The 15,696-nt window shown below is 73.8% G+C and carries 11 protein-coding genes; 7 read left to right on the plus strand and 4 right to left on the minus strand.

The features are described from left to right. The first annotated feature begins 99 nt into the window (after nt 1–99). From ftsZ to recN, 4 genes are all read left to right on the plus strand, one after another. The gene (ftsZ, locus tag JQC91_RS14275) at nt 100–1,668 is read left to right on the plus strand and encodes a cell division protein FtsZ (RefSeq protein ID WP_203287817.1); all 1,569 of its coding nucleotides are present in this window, start codon (nt 100–102) and stop codon (nt 1,666–1,668) included. 365 nt (nt 1,669–2,033) lie between these two features. Continuing rightward, entirely contained in the window at nt 2,034–2,945 is a 912-nt protein-coding gene (gene lpxC, locus JQC91_RS14280) for a UDP-3-O-acyl-N-acetylglucosamine deacetylase (protein WP_203288644.1), read from the plus strand. 103 nt (nt 2,946–3,048) lie between these two features. Then, complete coding sequence (locus JQC91_RS14285) at nt 3,049–3,867, plus strand: outer membrane protein assembly factor BamD (protein ID WP_203287819.1); 819 nt, start codon at nt 3,049–3,051, stop codon at nt 3,865–3,867. A 60-nt stretch (nt 3,868–3,927) separates the two neighbouring features. Then, on the plus strand, nt 3,928–5,583 hold the full coding sequence (recN, locus tag JQC91_RS14290; RefSeq protein ID WP_203287821.1) for a DNA repair protein RecN: 1,656 nt from the start codon (nt 3,928–3,930) through the stop codon (nt 5,581–5,583). 379 nt (nt 5,584–5,962) lie between these two features. Here recN and JQC91_RS14295 read toward each other — a convergent pair whose 3' ends face one another. Beyond that, nucleotides 5,963–7,645, minus strand: a complete 1,683-nt coding sequence (locus tag JQC91_RS14295) for a chloride channel protein (protein WP_203287823.1) — start codon at nt 7,643–7,645, stop codon at nt 5,963–5,965. A gap of 63 nt (nt 7,646–7,708) precedes the next feature. On the opposite strand from JQC91_RS14295, the gene JQC91_RS14300 reads away from it, so the two are divergent. Beyond that, entirely contained in the window at nt 7,709–9,094 is a 1,386-nt protein-coding gene (locus JQC91_RS14300; protein ID WP_203287825.1) for an FAD-linked oxidase C-terminal domain-containing protein, read from the plus strand. 111 nt (nt 9,095–9,205) lie between these two features. On the opposite strand, the gene JQC91_RS14305 is transcribed toward JQC91_RS14300, so the two are convergent. The 3 genes from JQC91_RS14305 to cobT form a co-directional block, all read right to left on the minus strand. After that, nucleotides 9,206–9,547: a DUF427 domain-containing protein gene (locus tag JQC91_RS14305; protein WP_203287827.1), complete on the minus strand. Its 342-nt coding sequence runs from the start codon at nt 9,545–9,547 to the stop codon at nt 9,206–9,208. Between the two features lie 52 nt (nt 9,548–9,599). Beyond that, nucleotides 9,600–11,372, minus strand: a complete 1,773-nt coding sequence (locus tag JQC91_RS14310; RefSeq protein ID WP_203287829.1) for an aminopeptidase P family protein — start codon at nt 11,370–11,372, stop codon at nt 9,600–9,602. 324 nt (nt 11,373–11,696) lie between these two features. Continuing rightward, entirely contained in the window at nt 11,697–13,568 is a 1,872-nt protein-coding gene (gene cobT, locus JQC91_RS14315; RefSeq protein ID WP_203287831.1) for a cobaltochelatase subunit CobT, read from the minus strand. 134 nt (nt 13,569–13,702) lie between these two features. Between cobT and JQC91_RS14320 the strand changes: the two genes are divergently transcribed. Together JQC91_RS14320 and prfA are read left to right on the plus strand one after the other, a co-directional pair. Continuing rightward, a complete protein-coding gene (locus JQC91_RS14320; RefSeq protein ID WP_203287833.1) occupies nt 13,703–14,536 on the plus strand; it encodes a hypothetical protein in 834 nt (277 codons plus the stop codon). Nucleotides 14,537–14,608: 72 nt separating this feature from the next. After that, complete coding sequence (prfA, locus tag JQC91_RS14325) at nt 14,609–15,670, plus strand: peptide chain release factor 1 (protein ID WP_203287835.1); 1,062 nt, start codon at nt 14,609–14,611, stop codon at nt 15,668–15,670. Nucleotides 15,671–15,696: the final 26 nt, after the last annotated feature.

Genomic DNA, 15,696 nt, shown 5'->3' on the forward strand with positions numbered 1-15,696 from the left:
TGACGTGGCGGCGCGGGCCGGGCTAGGCTCCCGCCCAATCAATAACAGGGCGACGCGGGCCAACCCGCGCGCCGGGCGGAACTTACAGGTGGACATCAGATGACCTTGACCCTCTCCATGCCGGGGTCCGCGCACGAAGCGGACCTCAAGCCCCGGATCACCGTTTTCGGCGTCGGCGGCGCCGGCGGCAACGCCGTCAACAACATGATCCAGCAGGACCTCGAAGGGGTCGAGTTCGTCGTCGCGAACACCGACGCCCAAGCCCTCGTGCAGAGCCAGGCGCAGCACCGCGTGCAGCTCGGCGTGCGGGTGACCGAGGGCCTCGGCGCGGGCGCCAAGCCCGCGGTGGGCGCGTCGGCCGCCGAGGAGACCATCGAGGAGATCGTGGACCGCCTCGCGGGCGCCCACATGTGCTTCATCACCGCCGGGATGGGCGGCGGCACCGGGACCGGCGCCGCGCCGATCATCGCCCAGGCCGCGCGCGAGCTCGGCATCCTGACCGTCGGCGTGGTGACCAAGCCGTTCCAGTTCGAGGGGACCAAGCGGATGCGCCAGGCCGAGGAGGGCCTCGAGGCGCTGCAGAAGGTGGTCGACACCCTCATCATCATCCCGAACCAGAACCTGTTCCGCCTCGCCTCCGCGCAGACGACCTTCACCGAGGCGTTCCAGATGGCGGACGACGTCCTCTACCAAGGCGTAAAGGGCGTGACCGACCTGATGGTCCGTCCGGGCATGATCAACCTCGACTTCGCCGACGTCCGCTCGGTGATGGACGAGATGGGCAAGGCCATGATGGGCACCGGCGAGGCGAACGGCGACGACCGCGCCAAGATCGCCGCCGAGAGCGCCATCGCGAACCCGCTGCTCGACGAGATCAGCCTCAAGGGCGCCAAGGGCGTGCTGATCAACATCACCGGCGGCTACGACATGACGCTGTTCGAGATGGACGAGGCCGCGAACTCCATCCGCGAGCAGGTGGACCCGGACGCCAACATCATCGTGGGCAGCACGCTGGACCCGACCATGGAGGGCACGGTCCGCGTCTCGGTCGTCGCCACGGGCATCGACGCGCAGGCCTCCGAGGAGGCGCCCGCGCCGCGCCGCCGCCTGTCCGACCCGTTCGAGGCCGCCGCGCCCGCGCCCGCGCCGGCGCCCGCCGTCGAGGAGGCCCCGCGCTTCGAGCGCCCCGCCGCCGCCGTCGCGCCGGAGCCGGCCCCCGAGCCGGTCGCCTACGCGCCCGCGCCCGCGCCCGCGCCGGCCCCGGCCGTCGCCGCCGAGGCCGAGAGCTTCTTCGACGCGCGCGCCGCGCAGGAGGCGGAGGCCCCCGAGGCCGCGCCGATGGCGACGGCGCACGAGGCCCCGGGCGACGACTTCTTCTCCCGCCGTCCCGCCGCGCCGGAGCCGGAGGCGATCGACCGCCTGAAGCGCGCCGTGCTCAACGGCGAGCGCCGGGCCGAGGCGGCGCCCGCCGCCGCGCCGACGGCGCCCGAGGCCGGGGGCCGGTTCGGCCTCGGCGGGCTGCTGGGCCGGATGTCCGGCACGCCCGAGGGTGCCGCGATGCGCGCCCCCGCGCCCCAGCCGACCCCGGTGGCGCATCCCGCCGCCGAGGCCGCCCCGGAGGAGGAGCGGATCGAGATCCCCGCCTTCCTCCGCCGCCAGGCGAACTGACGCAACCCGCGGGCCGGACCGGCCCGCGCCTCCACCGCCCTCCCGCCATCGAGGGCCGTGCGGCGGCGTCCGGTGCCCACCGGACGCCGCCGCCGCGTTTCATGACCCCGCGTCACGCCCCGGGACCCTGTCACGTCCTCGTCGCGCGCCGCCGGAACCCGCGCCCGCGGCAGGGATGAAATCCGAACGGAATCAGCTGGATGCGGGGGCTCCGACGGGGTCGGCGGACGGGCGCCCATCGCCGTCATGGTCCCGTTACATCCTGCAACCGTGGTTGATTTGTGGGGCGCGCGGGCTGTGCCTAACTCACCGTCGAACCAATGGAGCACGGCCACGGGGCCGGATGCCTGACGGGGGTGGACGACATGCAGACGACGCTGAAGCGCACCATCGCGTTCTCCGGGATCGGCCTCCACTCGGGCCGCCCCGTTCGCCTGTCGCTGCGTCCCGCCCCCGCCGGCCACGGCATCGTGTTCCGCCGCACCGACCTCGGCGGCGCCGCGATCCCCGCCGCGTTCGACCGGGTCGAGCCGTCGCCGCTCTGCACCCTGCTCGTGAACGACGACGGGGTCTCGGTCTCCACGGTCGAGCATGTAATGGCCGCGCTCGCGGGCTGCGGCGTCCTCAACGCCATCGTCGAGGTGGACGGCCCCGAGGTCCCGATCCTCGACGGCTCGGCGGCGCCCTTCGTGTCGGCGATCCTCAAGGTGGGCGTGGCCCGGATGCGGGCGCCCGTGCAGGTGATCGAGGTCCTCCGCCCGGTCGAGGTGCGGCGCGGCACCGCCAGCGCGGCGCTCGCCCCGGCCGACGAGTTCGAGGTCGACTTCAGCATCGACTTCGCCGACGCGGCCATCGGGCGCCAGTCCAAGGCGCTGCGCCTGTCGAACGGCACCTTCGTGCGCGAGCTCTGCGACTCGCGGACCTTCTGCCGCCAAGCGGACGTCGAGGCGATGCAGGCGGCGGGCAAGGCGCTCGGCGGGACCTACGACAACGCGGTCGTGGTGGACGGGGCGAAGGTCCTGTCGCCCGGCGGCCTGCGCCATGCCGACGAGGCGGTGCGCCACAAGATGCTCGACGCGGTGGGCGACCTCGCCCTGGCCGGGATGCCGATCTTCGGCCGGTACACCGGCGTGCGCGCGGGCCACGCGATGACCAACGCCGTGCTGCGCGAGCTGCTGTCGGATCCGGCCAACTACCGCATCCGCACGCTCGCCCCCGAGGAGTGCGCCCGCCTCCCCGGCGCGGGGCTGGAGCGTGACGTGTTCGCCCACGTCTGACGCCGCGTGCCGCGCGGGTCTGGCGCGGCGGGCGCGGGGCCGCTAACGAGAGGGCGTCCGACCGGGGAACCCGGCGGGCGGGTCCGGACGGACGGGGGACACGATGACGGGCAAGGGTCTGGGAACGGTGGCTTTGGTCGCGACGCTCGCCGCGTGCGGCGGCTCGTCCGAGGTCGCGCTCGAGGACGCCGCGCCCGAGACGATCTACCAGCAGGCCGAGCGCGAGATCGCGGCCGGCGATCCCGACGACGCCGCCGTGCTCTTCGCCGAGGTCGAGCGGCTCTACCCCTACAGCGAATGGGCGAAGCGCGCGCTCATCATGCAGGCCTTCGCCTATCACGAGGACCGCGACTACGAGGCGGCGCGCGACGCGGCGCAGCGGTTCATCGACTTCTACCCCGCGGACGAGGAGGCGGCCTACGCGCAATACCTCCTCGCGCTGTCCTACTACGACCAGATCGATCAGGTGGGCCGGGATCAAGGCCTCACCTTCCAAGCCCTGCAGGCGCTCCGCACCGTCGTCGAGCGCTACCCGGAATCGCCCTACGCCCGCTCCTCGATGCTGAAGTTCGACCTCGCCTTCGACCACCTCGCGGCGAAGGAGATGGAGATCGGGCGCTACTACCTGAAGCGCGGGCACTACGCCTCATCGATCAACCGCTTCCGCGCGGTGGTCGAGGACTACCAGACCACCACGCACACGCCCGAGGCGCTGATGCGGCTGGTCGAGGCGTACCTGTCGCTGGGCCTCACGAACGAGGCGCAGACCGCGGGCGCGATCCTCGGCCACAACTTCCAGTCCTCGCCCTTCTACGACGACGCCTACCGGACGCTCACGGGCCGGGGCCTGACGCTGGAGGCGCAGGGGTCGTCGTGGCTGCGCTCGATCTACGACCGCACGATCCGGGGCCGCTGGCTGTAGATGGGCTGAAACCCCATCCTACGGGTGGCGGTGGGCCGGTCCCGACGCTATTTCCCGGCGATGCTCCGCACCCTCGACATCCGTGACATGCTCATCATCGACCGCCTCGGGCTGGAGCTCGGGCCGGGGCTGAACGTGCTGACCGGCGAGACCGGGGCGGGCAAGTCGATCCTGCTGGATTCGCTGGGCTTCGTGCTGGGCTGGCGGGGCCGCGCGGCGCTCGTGCGGTCGGGTGCCGACCGGGGCGAGGTGTCGGCCGAGTTCGACCTGCCGCCCGGCCACCCGGCCCGCACGGTGCTCGACGAGGCGGGGATCGCGGTCGAGGACGACGCGGTCCTGCTGCGCCGGGTCAACACCGCCGACGGGCGCAAGACCGCGTGGATCAACGGCAGCCGCGCCTCCGGCGAGGTGCTGCGCCAGCTCGGGGACGCCCTGCTCGAACTGCACGGCCAGCACGACGATAAGGGCCTGATGGACATCCGCGGCCACCGCGCGCTGCTCGACGCCTTCGCCGGCGCGGGCCCCGCGCGCGAGGCGGTGGGGGCGGCGTGGCGGGATTTGTCGAAGGCCGCCAAAGCGTTGCGGGCGGCGCGGGCGCAGGTCGAGGCGACCAAGGCCGAGGAGGATTTCCTCCGCCACGCCGTGGCCGAGTTCGACGACCTCGGCCCCGAGGCGGGCGAGGACGAGGCCTTGGACGCCCGCCGCCGCCTCATGCAGGGGGCCGAGCGCATCCGCGAGGACGTCGCCAAGGCCCTGCAGGCGATCGGGCCGAACGGGGCGGAGGCGCAGATGCTCGACGCGACCCGATGGCTGGAGGACGCGGGCGAGGCAGCGGACCAGCTCGCGGGCGCCATCGACGCGCTCGGGCGCGCGATGACCGAGCTGGGCGAGGCGCAGGCGGGGGTGGAGGCGGTGCTCGACGCGCTGTCCTTCGACCCGCACGAGCTGGAGGCGGTGGAGGAGCGGCTCTTCGCGATCCGGGCCTTGGCGCGCAAGCACGGCGTGGCGCCGGACGAATTGGGCGCGTTCGGGGACGACCTGCGCGCGCGGCTGGACCTGCTGGACGCGTCGGGGCCGGGGATGCGCGCGCTGGTCGAGGCGGAGGCCGAGGCGCGCAAGGCCTACGACGCGGCGGCGGCCTCGCTGACGACGCTCCGGACCGATGCCGCCGGGCGGCTGGACGCGGCGATGGCGGCGGAACTGGCACCGCTCAAGATGGAGCGGGCGGTCTTCGTCACCCGCGTGACCGAGGGGTCCGAAGGACCGGAGGGGCGCGACGACGTGGCCTTCGAGGTGGCGACCAACCCCGGCGCGCCGCCCGGGCCGCTGAACAAGATCGCGTCGGGGGGCGAGCTGTCGCGCTTCCTCTTGGCGCTGAAGGTCTGCCTGACGGGCGGGGACCGGTCGATGACCCTCATCTTCGACGAGATCGACCGCGGCGTGGGCGGCGCCACCGCCGACGCGGTGGGGCGGCGGCTCAAGGCGCTGGCCGAGGGGGGGCAGGTGCTGGTCGTCACCCACTCGCCGCAGGTGGCCGCGCTGGGGGCGCATCACTGGCGGGTCGAGAAGCGGGTCGAGGGCGAGGTCACGACCTCGACGGTGGTGCCGCTGGGCGAGGGCGAGCGGGTGGACGAGATCGCCCGGATGCTGGCCGGGGACACGGTGACGGAGGCCGCACGGGGCGCGGCGAAGGCGCTCTTGGACGCGGCGGCGTAGGCGCAGAGCGCGCGGGAAATCTTCCCTCTTTCGCCCCGCACGGTGGGGGGCGCCCCCCGTGCATATGGCGTGCATACACCGTGCATACATCGTTCATACCGACTGGCGCACGGTCCGGGTGGAAACCGTGCGTTCGTGGAGGATGGACGGGTTGGCGCTCGGTGATCTCGGCGGTTCCGCGTCGTCGGACGGGCAAAGCACCATGTGCGATACGACCGCGCAGCGCCAGGCTGCCGTGCCACGGGCCGGCGATGCGCTGGTATGGTCGTCGCGCGACCGCCACCATTGCGGGTCTCCCCCGTTCGGAGCCTTTCTCTCGGCTCGGATCGACGAGAGGGCACGGAGGCCCCCATCAGGTCGGGGGCGTCGAGGGAGGGCCTCAGGCGTGCTCCTCCGCCGCGCGGGCCGCCAAGGCCCGGTTGAACGCCCGGAAGGCGTCCACGGCGAGCAGGACCGCGACGGCGCGGGGAACGTCGTCCTCGATCCGCACGACGGGGACGAACTCGGCCGCGCTCTCGCGCAGGACGGGCAGGGCCGTCGCGAAGGAGGCGTCGGACTCGATCCAGCGGCCCTCGGCCATGGCCGCGTCGATCCGCTCCCGCGAGGGCGCGCGGGGGTGCGACAGGGCCTTCATGTGCGAGGTCACGCGGATCGTGGCGGGGATGTAGGCCTGCGGACCCGCGCCGATCTGCTGGCCCCGGCGGAACAGCTGCCGGTCGAAGAAGGACCCGCCCATCAGGCGCGAGCCGACGGCGGTGGCCATGGAGACGGCGACCATGACGGCGAGGCCGGTCTGCCAGTCGCCCGTCAGCTCGAACACGATCAGCGTGGTGGAGATCGGCGCGCCTAGCACGGCGGCCGCGACCGCGCCCATGCCGGCCAGGGCGTAGAGCGTCTCCGACCCCGAGACCTCGGGGAAGAGCCCGGTCGCGAGGATCCCGAAGGCGAGGCCGGTCAGCGCGCCCACCATCAGCGCCGGAGAGAACACGCCCCCGCCCATCCGCCCGCCCACGGTGATCGCGACGGCGGCGACCTTCACGGCGGCGAAGACCATCGCCTCGCGCAGGCCGATCCCCCCCGACAGTGCGGCGGAGGTGGTCTCGTAGCCCACGCCGATGATGTGCGGGAAGGCGATGGCGATGGCGCCCAGCAGCAGCCCCGCGACGGCGGGCCGCGCCCATCGCGGCAGGCCGGTGCGGCCTTGGACCGCAGTGCCGATGTCGTCGCAGAAGAACACCGCCCGCATCAGCACGACGGCGACGATCCCGCAGAGCAGGCCGAGCAGCAGGAAGGCGGGCAGCTCCACGTAGAAGGCGAGCACGCGCCCCTCGCCGAGCGCGAACTCGGTGACGTCGCCGAAATGGCTCCGGGAGATGACCGCCCCCGCGACCGCCGAGATGGTGATCGGCGCGAAGGCGTGGACCGAGAAGTGGCGGTTCACCACCTCCATCGCGAAGAGGGCGCCCGCGATCGGGGCGTTGAAGGAGGCCGCGACCCCCGCCGCGACCGCGCAGCCGAGCAGCTCGCGCCCCGTGATGCCGTCGGCGTTGATGCGGTTCGACACCCAGCCCGCGATCATCCCGGTGATGTGCACCACCGGCCCTTCCCGGCCCGAGGAGCCGCCGGAGGACAGGGTGATGAGCGACGACAGGGCCGAGGCGACGCCGGCCTTGCGCTCGACCCGCCCCTCGCGGAGCGCGGCGGCCTCGATCACGTCGGCGACGGAGCGCACGCGCCCGTCCGGGGTGAAGCGGTCGAGGATCAGGCCCACCACGAGCCCGCCGATGGCGGGGAGCGCGAGCACCCACCACCACGGCAGCGTGGCCGCGAAGCTGTGCAGGAGGCGCGGGTCCTCGGTGCCGTAGAGCAGGGTCTGGAGCGCCCGGATCGCCGTCATGAACCCCACCGCCGCATAGCCCGAGGCGATGCCCATGAGCAGCGCGATGAACCAGAACTGGGCGGCGGTCGGGCCGCGCTCCCGCACCACCCGCCACGCGTCGCGCGTCCGCGCGGACAGGCGGGCGAAGGGTCCCTCGGGGGGGTCGGACGGGGCGACGCTCATGCTGGTCCGCCTGTCGGGTCGCGCGTAGGGTGCGCGCCAGGAGCGATCGCCGGAGGTGAAACGATGATCCCGGACGACCTGACGCGCGCGTTGGCCGCCATGCTAGGCGACCGCCTGTCGACGGGAAAGAGCGATCTGGCCCTGCACGGGCGCTCGGAGACGTGGCACCCGGAGATGCCGCCCGACGCGGTGGCCTATCCCGAGACGACCGCCGAGGTGGCCGAGGTGGTTCGCCTCTGCGCGGCCCGCGGGGTGCCGGTGATCGGCTGGGGCACGGGGACCGCCTTGGAGGGGCATGCCTCCGCGCCGCGGGGCGGCGTCACGGTGGACTTCCGCCGCATGGACCGGGTGCTGGAGGTGCTGGAGGAGGACATGCTGGTGCGGGTCCAGCCGGGCTGCACCCGCGTCCGCCTGAACGAGGAGCTGCGCGCCACGGGGCTGATGTTCCCGGTCGATCCCGGCGCGGACGCGAGCGTGGGCGGCATGGCCTCCACCCGCGCCTCAGGGACCACGGCGCTGCGCTACGGGACGATGCGCGACCACGTCCGGGGCTTAGAGGTCGTCTTGGCCGATGGGCGGGCGATCCGCACCGGGGGCGTCTCCGGCGGCCTCGCGCGGAAGTCGTCGGCGGGCTACGACCTGACGTCGCTCTTCGTGGGCGCGGAAGGGACGCTGGGCCTCATCACGGAGCTGACGCTGAAGCTGCACGGCCAGCCCGAGGCGGTGGCCGCCGCCGTCTGCGCCTTCCCGGACACGGCCTCGGCCATCGGCTGCGTCATCGACGCGACGGCGATGGGGATCGTGCCCGCGCGCTGCGAGTTCGTGGACGCGGCGACGGTGGCCATCCTCAACGACCTCGACGGCGCGGGGCTGCCCGTCGGCCCCCACCTCCTGCTGGAGTTCCACGGCTCGGACGCGGGCGTGGCCGAGGCGGCGGAGCGGTTCGGGGCGGCGGCCACCGACCGGGGCGGGGCGGGCTACGCTTGGGCCACCGAGGCGGAGGCGCGGACCCGCCTGTGGGACATGCGGCACCGGGCCTACCACACCATCCTGCGGTCGCGGCCCGGATCGACGGCGGTGGTGACGGATGTCTGCGTCCCCGTCTCGCGCTTGGGCGAGGCGATCGAGCGGGCGGCGGCGGCGGTCGCGGCGTCGCCGATCCCCGGCCCGATCCTCGGGCATGTGGGCGACGGCAACTACCACGCGATCCTCTTGGTGGACCGCGACCGCCCGGAGGAGCTGGAGGAGGCCAAGCGGCTGTCCGACGCGATGGTGCGGGACGCGCAGGCGCTGGGCGGCACGGCCACCGGCGAGCACGGGGTGGGGCTGGGCAAGCTGCACCACATGGAGGCCGAGCACGGGGCCGCGTGGGACGTGATGGGGCTGGTGAAGCGGGCGCTGGACCCGGAGGGCGTGATGAACCCCGGCAAGCTGGTGCGGGGGAACTGAGGGGGGTCGGGGTTCGGCCCCGACCCCCGTCATCCTCGGGCCCGACCCGAGGATCTCGTGGAGGGAGGTCCCCGGGTCGAGCCCGGGGATGACGGGCGGGGCGCTAGGGCCCTAGACCCGCTCCACCGTCACCTTGTCGCCGTAGAACGCGAGATGCCCCGCGATGGGCTTCGCCGCCTCCTGGTCCGGGGCCTCGTAGGACCACGCCGCGTCCTCGATCCGCGCCGAGGCGCCCACGTAGTGATAATGCGTGGCCTCGCCCTTGTGCGGGCAGCGCGTGACCTTGTCCGACCGCTCCATCAGCGCCATCGCCACGTCCTCGCGCGGGAAGTAGATGACCGGGTCGTACGACCCCTCGCGCAGCTCCACCGCGTTGCGGCTCTCCACCATCACGCCGTCGTCCGTGCGCACGGTCCACGTGCCCTCGGCGGGCGCGGTCTCGATCTTGGCCATCGGGATTCTCCTTTGGCCGGATGGTAGGGCGCCGCCGCGCGTAAGCCCACCCTCACAGCGGGGCCGTCATCCGCTCCATCCACGCGCGGTCCTCGCCCGTCAGGCGGTCCGACAGCCGCGCGCGCACGCCCGCGTGGTAGGCGTCGATCCAGTCCCGCTCCCAAGGGCCGAGCATCCGGGCCACGATCAGGCGGCGGTCGATCGGCACCCATGTCAGCGTCTCGAAGCCCAGCAAGTCGCGGTCATCGCCGCCCTCCGGGCGCTCGGCCCTCGTGACCACGATCAGGTTCTCGATCCGGATGCCGTATTCGCCCGCGCGGTAGTAGCCCGGCTCGTTCGACAGGATCATCCCCTCGGCCAGCGGCAGGGTGGAGACCCGGCTGATCCGCACCGGCCCCTCGTGCACGCCGAGGTAGACGCCCACGCCGTGCCCCGTGCCGTGGTCGTAGTCCTTGTGCGCGGCCCAGAGCGGGGCGCGGGCCAGCGCGTCGAGATGCGCCCCCGCCACCCCGCGCGGGAAGCGGGCGCGGGAGACGGCGATCATGCCCTGCAGGACGCGGGTGAAGTCCTCCCGTATCCCGATCGGCGGGTCGCCGCGGGGGATGGTGCGCGTGATGTCGGTGGTGCCGTCGAGATACTGGCCCCCGCTGTCGAGCACCATGACCGAGTCCGGGTCCACGATCCGGTCGGACTCCTCGTCGACCCGGTAGTGGGGCAGCGCGCCGTGGGGGCCGGACCCGGCGATCGTCTCGAAGGAGATGTCGCGCAGCGCGTTGGTGCCGCGCCGGAACCCCTCCAACGCGCGGACGGCGTCGATCTCGGTGATCCCGTCGGACGCCTCGTCGTACCAGCGCAGGAAGCGCACCATCGCGGCGGCGTCGCGCAGGTGCGCCTCGCGGGTGGCGGCGATCTCGGCCTCGGACTTGCAGGCCTTGGGCAGCGCGGTCGGGTCGGGCGCGTCGATCCGCTCGACGCCCCCCGCCGCCAGCGCGTCCGCGACCGCCTGCGGGGCCCATGCGGGATCGACCATCGCCGGCCCGTCGAGGGCGGCGAGCGCGGGGACGAACGCGTCCCAGCGGTGCAGCGCGATGGCCGGGTCGGGATCGAGGCCCTCGAACTTCTCCGGGTCGGAGAACAGGTCGACCCGCCCGTCCGCGTGCAGGATCGCGAAGGCGAGCACGGCGGGCGTCCGCGCGAGGTCCGCGCCGCGGACGTTCAGGAGCCAGCAGATCGACTCCGGCAGGGTGAGGACGCAGGCGGTCGCCCCCGCCGCGCGCACCGCCTCGGCGATCTCGGCCCGCTTGGTCTCGTCGCCCTTGCCGGCATAGTCCGTCGGCCATGCCTCCACCGGCGCGGCGGGGCGCGCGGGCCGGTCGGGCCACACCGCGTCGACGCCGTTCTCCACGGGGACGAGGTCGAGGCCGGAAAGGGCGCGCACCTCCTTGATGGTGTGCAGCCACGGGTCGTACCCGATCCGGCCCCCGTCCGGCAGGGCCTCGGCCAGCCAGTCGGCCAGCTTCGTCGCGGGCCAGTCGACGTACTCGAACGTGTCCCCGTCCGTCTGCGCCCGGACCTGGAGCGTGTAGCGCCCGTCGGTGAACATGGCCGCCCGGTCCGGCAGGATCACGGCGAACCCCGCGGACCCGGTGAACCCGGTCAGCCACGCGAGCCGCTCGTCCGAGGCGGGGACGGTCTCGCCTTGGTGCGCGTCGGCGCGGGGGACGAGGAAGGCGGAGAGGTCGCGCTCGGCCATCCACGCGCGTAGCGCCGCCACGCGGGGCGGGCCGTCGGCGGGGCGGGCGGTGACGGCGAAGCTCTGGAACATGGGGTGCCTTTCGTGGAGGGCGCCGGGGGCTCCGCCCCCGGACCCCCGGGATATTTGCGCCAAGAAAGGGGGGGCCGTTCAGCGAACGTCAACCTTTGGCGGCTAGCAGGGGACCGCGGCACAGGCGGGGACGCCGATGGCCGCCCAAGGAAGGGGCCGTACGGTCCCGCCCCCGCGGGGCCTGGCCGAAGGCACTCGCCCAGCGGGGGCTCCCCTTCCTTGGCGGAAATATCCCCGCCGGAGGCTCCGACGTCGACGCGGCGACGCCGTCCGGGGCCGGGCCTGCCCGCTCGGGCGCGGCGGTGCCGCGGCGCCTGCGCCCCCTCACGCCACGCGCTTCATCCCCATGACCCGCGCGCGCTTGCGCGGGTCGCTGTCGAACAGCGCGGCCAGCTGCTCGGTCATCGCGCCGGCCAGCTGCTCCACGTCGGTGATCGTCACCGCGCGCTCGTAGTAGCGGGTCACGTCGTGGCCGATGCCGATGGCAAGCAGCTCCACCGCGCGGCGCTTCTCGACCATGGCGATCACGTCGCGCAGGTGCTTCTCGAGGTAGTTGGCGGGGTTCACGCTGAGGGTCGAGTCGTCCACCGGCGCGCCGTCGGAGATCACCATCAGGATCTTGCGAGCCTCCGCGCGCCCGACCATCCGGCGGTGCGCCCATTCCAGCGCCTCGCCGTCGATGTTCTCCTTGAGCAGCCCCTCCTTCATCATCAGCCCGAGGTTCGGGCGCACCCGTCGCCACGGGGCGTCGGCGGACTTGTAGACGATGTGGCGCAGGTCGTTCAGCCGTCCGGGGGCCGAGGGGCGCCCGGCCTTGAGCCAGTCCTCGCGGCTCTGCCCGCCCTTCCACGCCCGCGTGGTGAAGCCGAGGATCTCGACCTTCACGCCGCAGCGCTCCAGCGTCCGGGCCAGCACGTCGGCGCAGATCGCGGCGATCGAGATCGGGCGGCCCCGCATGGAGCCCGAGTTGTCGAGGAGCAGCGTGACGACCGTGTCGCGGAACTCGGTGTCCTGCTCCTGCTTGAACGACAGCGGTGTGGTGGGCGAGGCGACGATCCGGGCCAGGCGCCCGGCGTCGAGGATGCCCTCCTCTAGGTCGAACTCCCACGAGCGGTTCTGCTGCGCCTGCAGCCGCCGCTGCAACCGGTTGGCCAGCCGCGAGACGGCGCCCTTCAATGGCTCGAGCTGCTGGTCGAGATAGGCGCGCAGGCGCTCCAGCTCGGCCGGCTCGGCGAGGTCGGCGGCGTCCACCACCTCGTCATGGGCCTCGGTGAACACGACGTAGTTCGGGTCGGCCTCGGAGATGGGCGGGGGCGGCGGCGGGTCCATCGGCTGGTCCGCCTCGGGGGCCTCGGACTCCTCGTCGCTGTCGGCCTCGGCCGCGTCCTCCATGGACACTTGGGCTTGGCTCGGGTCCTGCTGCTGCTCCTGGGCGTTCTCGGGCGAGGCCTCGGCCTCGTCCTCCTCCTCGTCCTGCCCCGTCGAGTCGGGCTCCTGCTCCTCCTCGTCCTCCGAGGCGCCGTCGTCCTCGTCCTCGTCCTCCGTGTCGGGATCGTCGCCCAGCTGGTCGCCGTAGCCGAGATCCTCGATGAGCGAGCGGGCGAGCTTGGCGAAGGCGGTCTGGTCGGCGAGCACGTCGTCGAGGCTCTCGATGCGGTCGCCCGTCGCCTCCTCGATGAAGGGCCGCCACAGGTCGAGCACGTTCTGCGCGGCCGCGGGCAGCGGGCGCCCCGTGGCGGCCTGCCGGATCCAGTAGCCCGCCGCGACGGCCAGCGGCGCCTGCGCCCGGTCGGACAGCTCGCCGTAGCCGCGGCGCGTGGCCTCGGACCCGATCTTGGCCTCGATGTTGCCCGCCGTGCCCGGCATCCGGCGCGCGCCCACCGCCTCGCAGCGGGCGGTCTCCATCGCGTTGTAGAGTTCGCGCGCCATGTTGCCCTGCGGCAGGTAGCGCGCGTTCACGCCCGCGTCGTGGTGGCGGTGGCGCAGGGCGTAGGCGTCCGCCGTGCCGCGCGCCATCAGCACCTCGTCGCGGGTCAGGCGGCGCGTCACCTGCGGCAGGCGCACCTGCTCGGCCGTGGCGCCCGGCGGATCGACGGAATAGCTGACGCCGAGGTCCGGGTCGTCGGCCATGGTCCGCGTGGCCTCGGCCAGCGCCTTCTTGAACGGATCGGCGGGGTTGTCGGCGGGCTTGCTCATGGCCCTCCACCTATGCGGCGCGCGGGCGCGGGGCAACGCGGCATGAAACCTTCGACTCGTCCGGGGGTTGCGGGGGCGTCCGGGGCCGTCCGCGCGACGCGGTGGCGGCCCGCCCTGCAACGGAGGAACCGACGATGACCCGACTGATGACGACCTGCGCGATGACCCTCGCCCTCGCCGCGCCCGCGTGGGCCGACGGCCACGCCAAGACGTCCGGCGCGATGGCCGAGGACGTGAGCGAGCAAGCCACCGTCCGCTACATCCGCCGCGACGCCGACGGCAACGTCGTGTTCGACTCGATGGCCGCCGACCAAGCGCCGGGCGCGACGGGCGCGGTCGCCGACGCCATCGCGCGGGCCGACGGCCCGACGGTCGGGGCCACGGACGACGCCGTGACCCGTTCGGTCGCGGCGGGCGAGGGGCTGCCCTCGGACGGCATGACGCCGCAGGTCTCCGCCGGCGCGCTGACCGAGGCCGAGCAGGCCGGCGGCCTGCCGCAGGAGACCGCCGAGGCGATGACCGCCGAGGGCGCGGGCGGCCTCGCCGACAGCTTCACCGCGGAGATGGCCGCGCAGGCCGTGCCCGCGACGGACCAGCTCGACGCGGGAGGGCAGGCCCAAGGCGGCTACGGCCTCACGGGCTCGCCCGACATCGCGTCGGCGGGCGGCGTGGACTCGGTGCCGTTCGACGTGGAGGCCTTCGCCACCGAGATGTTCGAGCAGGGCTACCGCAAGGGCTACGTCCGGGCGATGACGGAGGTCCGCGCCGAGGGGATCCGCCGCATGCAGCAGCGCATCCAGGCGGGCCAGTTCCAAGACCGCGAGCGGTTCCGCCAGCAGGCGCAGGACACGCGGCGCGGCATGACCCGCGACGTGCTGACCTTCCGCGACGCGCAAGGCAACCAGATGCGCTTCGTCCTACCCGAGGGCATGTCGCGGGCCGAGTTCCTGCGCCAGATCGACCAGTGATGCCGAGGGGGCGAGGCCGCGCTCGGTCTCGCCCCGCTTGACCCCTCCGGGTCGCCGCGCCATGCGCCCCGCATGGCCACGCTCCCCTCCGACCGCCTCGACCAGATCCTCGCGCGCGAGGAGTATCTCGAGGCGCGCATGAACGCGGGGCTGGACGGGGACGAGATCGCCGCCGTCACCCGCGAGTATTCGGAGGTCCGCCCCGTGGCCGAGGCCGTCCGAGCCGTCCGGTCGCTGGAGGGCCAGGTGGCCGACGCCCGCGCCCTGATGGACGACCCCGAGATGCGCGAGCTGGCCGCCGAGGAGCTGCCCGCGCTGGAGGCCGACCTTTCCGAGCGCACCCAGTCCCTGCGCCTCGCGCTGCTGCCCCGCGACGCCGCCGACGCCCGCCCCGCCATCCTCGAGATCCGGCCCGGCACGGGGGGCGACGAGGCCGCGCTCTTCGCGGGGGACCTGTGGGCGATGTACCGCCGCTACGCCGAAGGACGCGGCTGGCGCGTCGAGGAGATCGAGCGGCAGGAGACGGAGCTCGGCGGCCTGAAGGAGCTCGTCTCCCGCATCGAGGGGGAGGGCGTGTTCGCCCGGCTGAAGTTCGAGAGCGGCGTCCACCGGGTGCAGCGCGTCCCCGCGACCGAGAGCCAAGGGCGCATCCACACCTCCGCCGCCACCGTCGCCGTGCTGCCGGAGGCCGAGGCGGTGGACGTCGACATCCCGGACGCGGACATCCGCATCGACACGATGCGCGCCAGCGGGGCCGGGGGGCAGCACGTGAACACGACCGATTCCGCCGTGCGCATCACCCACCTGCCCACGGGCATCGTCGTCACGTCGTCGGAGAAGTCCCAGCACCGCAACCGCGAGATCGCGATGCAGGTGCTGCGCGCCCGCCTTTACGACGCGCAGCGGGCCGCCGCCGACGCCGAGCGGGCGGCGGACCGGCGCGCGCAGGTGGGCAGCGGCGACCGGAGCGAGCGCATCCGCACCTACAACTTCCCGCAGGGCCGCCTCACGGACCACCGCATCAACCTGACGCTCTACGCGCTCGACCGGGTGATGGGGGGCGACCTCGACGAGGTGATCGACGCGTTGACGGCCGAGGCGCAGGCGGCCCTCTTGGCGGAGATGGAGGGCTGAGCGTCCGGGACGCGCTGGCCGCCGCC

Origin of the sequence: Jannaschia sp. Os4 (assembly GCF_016820245.1) — a bacterium.
Lineage (GTDB): Bacteria > Pseudomonadota > Alphaproteobacteria > Rhodobacterales > Rhodobacteraceae > Jannaschia.

Coding starts and splice junctions, on each gene's coding strand:
- ftsZ (WP_203287817.1), top strand. CDS start 100: ATGACCTTGACCCTCTCCATGCCGGGGTCCGCGCACGAAGCGGACCTC.
- lpxC (WP_203288644.1), top strand. CDS start 2,034: ATGCAGACGACGCTGAAGCGCACCATCGCGTTCTCCGGGATCGGCCTC.
- JQC91_RS14285 (WP_203287819.1), top strand. CDS start 3,049: ATGACGGGCAAGGGTCTGGGAACGGTGGCTTTGGTCGCGACGCTCGCC.
- recN (WP_203287821.1), top strand. CDS start 3,928: ATGCTCCGCACCCTCGACATCCGTGACATGCTCATCATCGACCGCCTC.
- JQC91_RS14295 (WP_203287823.1), bottom strand. CDS start 7,645: ATGAGCGTCGCCCCGTCCGACCCCCCCGAGGGACCCTTCGCCCGCCTG.
- JQC91_RS14300 (WP_203287825.1), top strand. CDS start 7,709: ATGATCCCGGACGACCTGACGCGCGCGTTGGCCGCCATGCTAGGCGAC.
- JQC91_RS14305 (WP_203287827.1), bottom strand. CDS start 9,547: ATGGCCAAGATCGAGACCGCGCCCGCCGAGGGCACGTGGACCGTGCGC.
- JQC91_RS14310 (WP_203287829.1), bottom strand. CDS start 11,372: ATGTTCCAGAGCTTCGCCGTCACCGCCCGCCCCGCCGACGGCCCGCCC.
- cobT (WP_203287831.1), bottom strand. CDS start 13,568: ATGAGCAAGCCCGCCGACAACCCCGCCGATCCGTTCAAGAAGGCGCTG.
- JQC91_RS14320 (WP_203287833.1), top strand. CDS start 13,703: ATGACCCGACTGATGACGACCTGCGCGATGACCCTCGCCCTCGCCGCG.
- prfA (WP_203287835.1), top strand. CDS start 14,609: ATGGCCACGCTCCCCTCCGACCGCCTCGACCAGATCCTCGCGCGCGAG.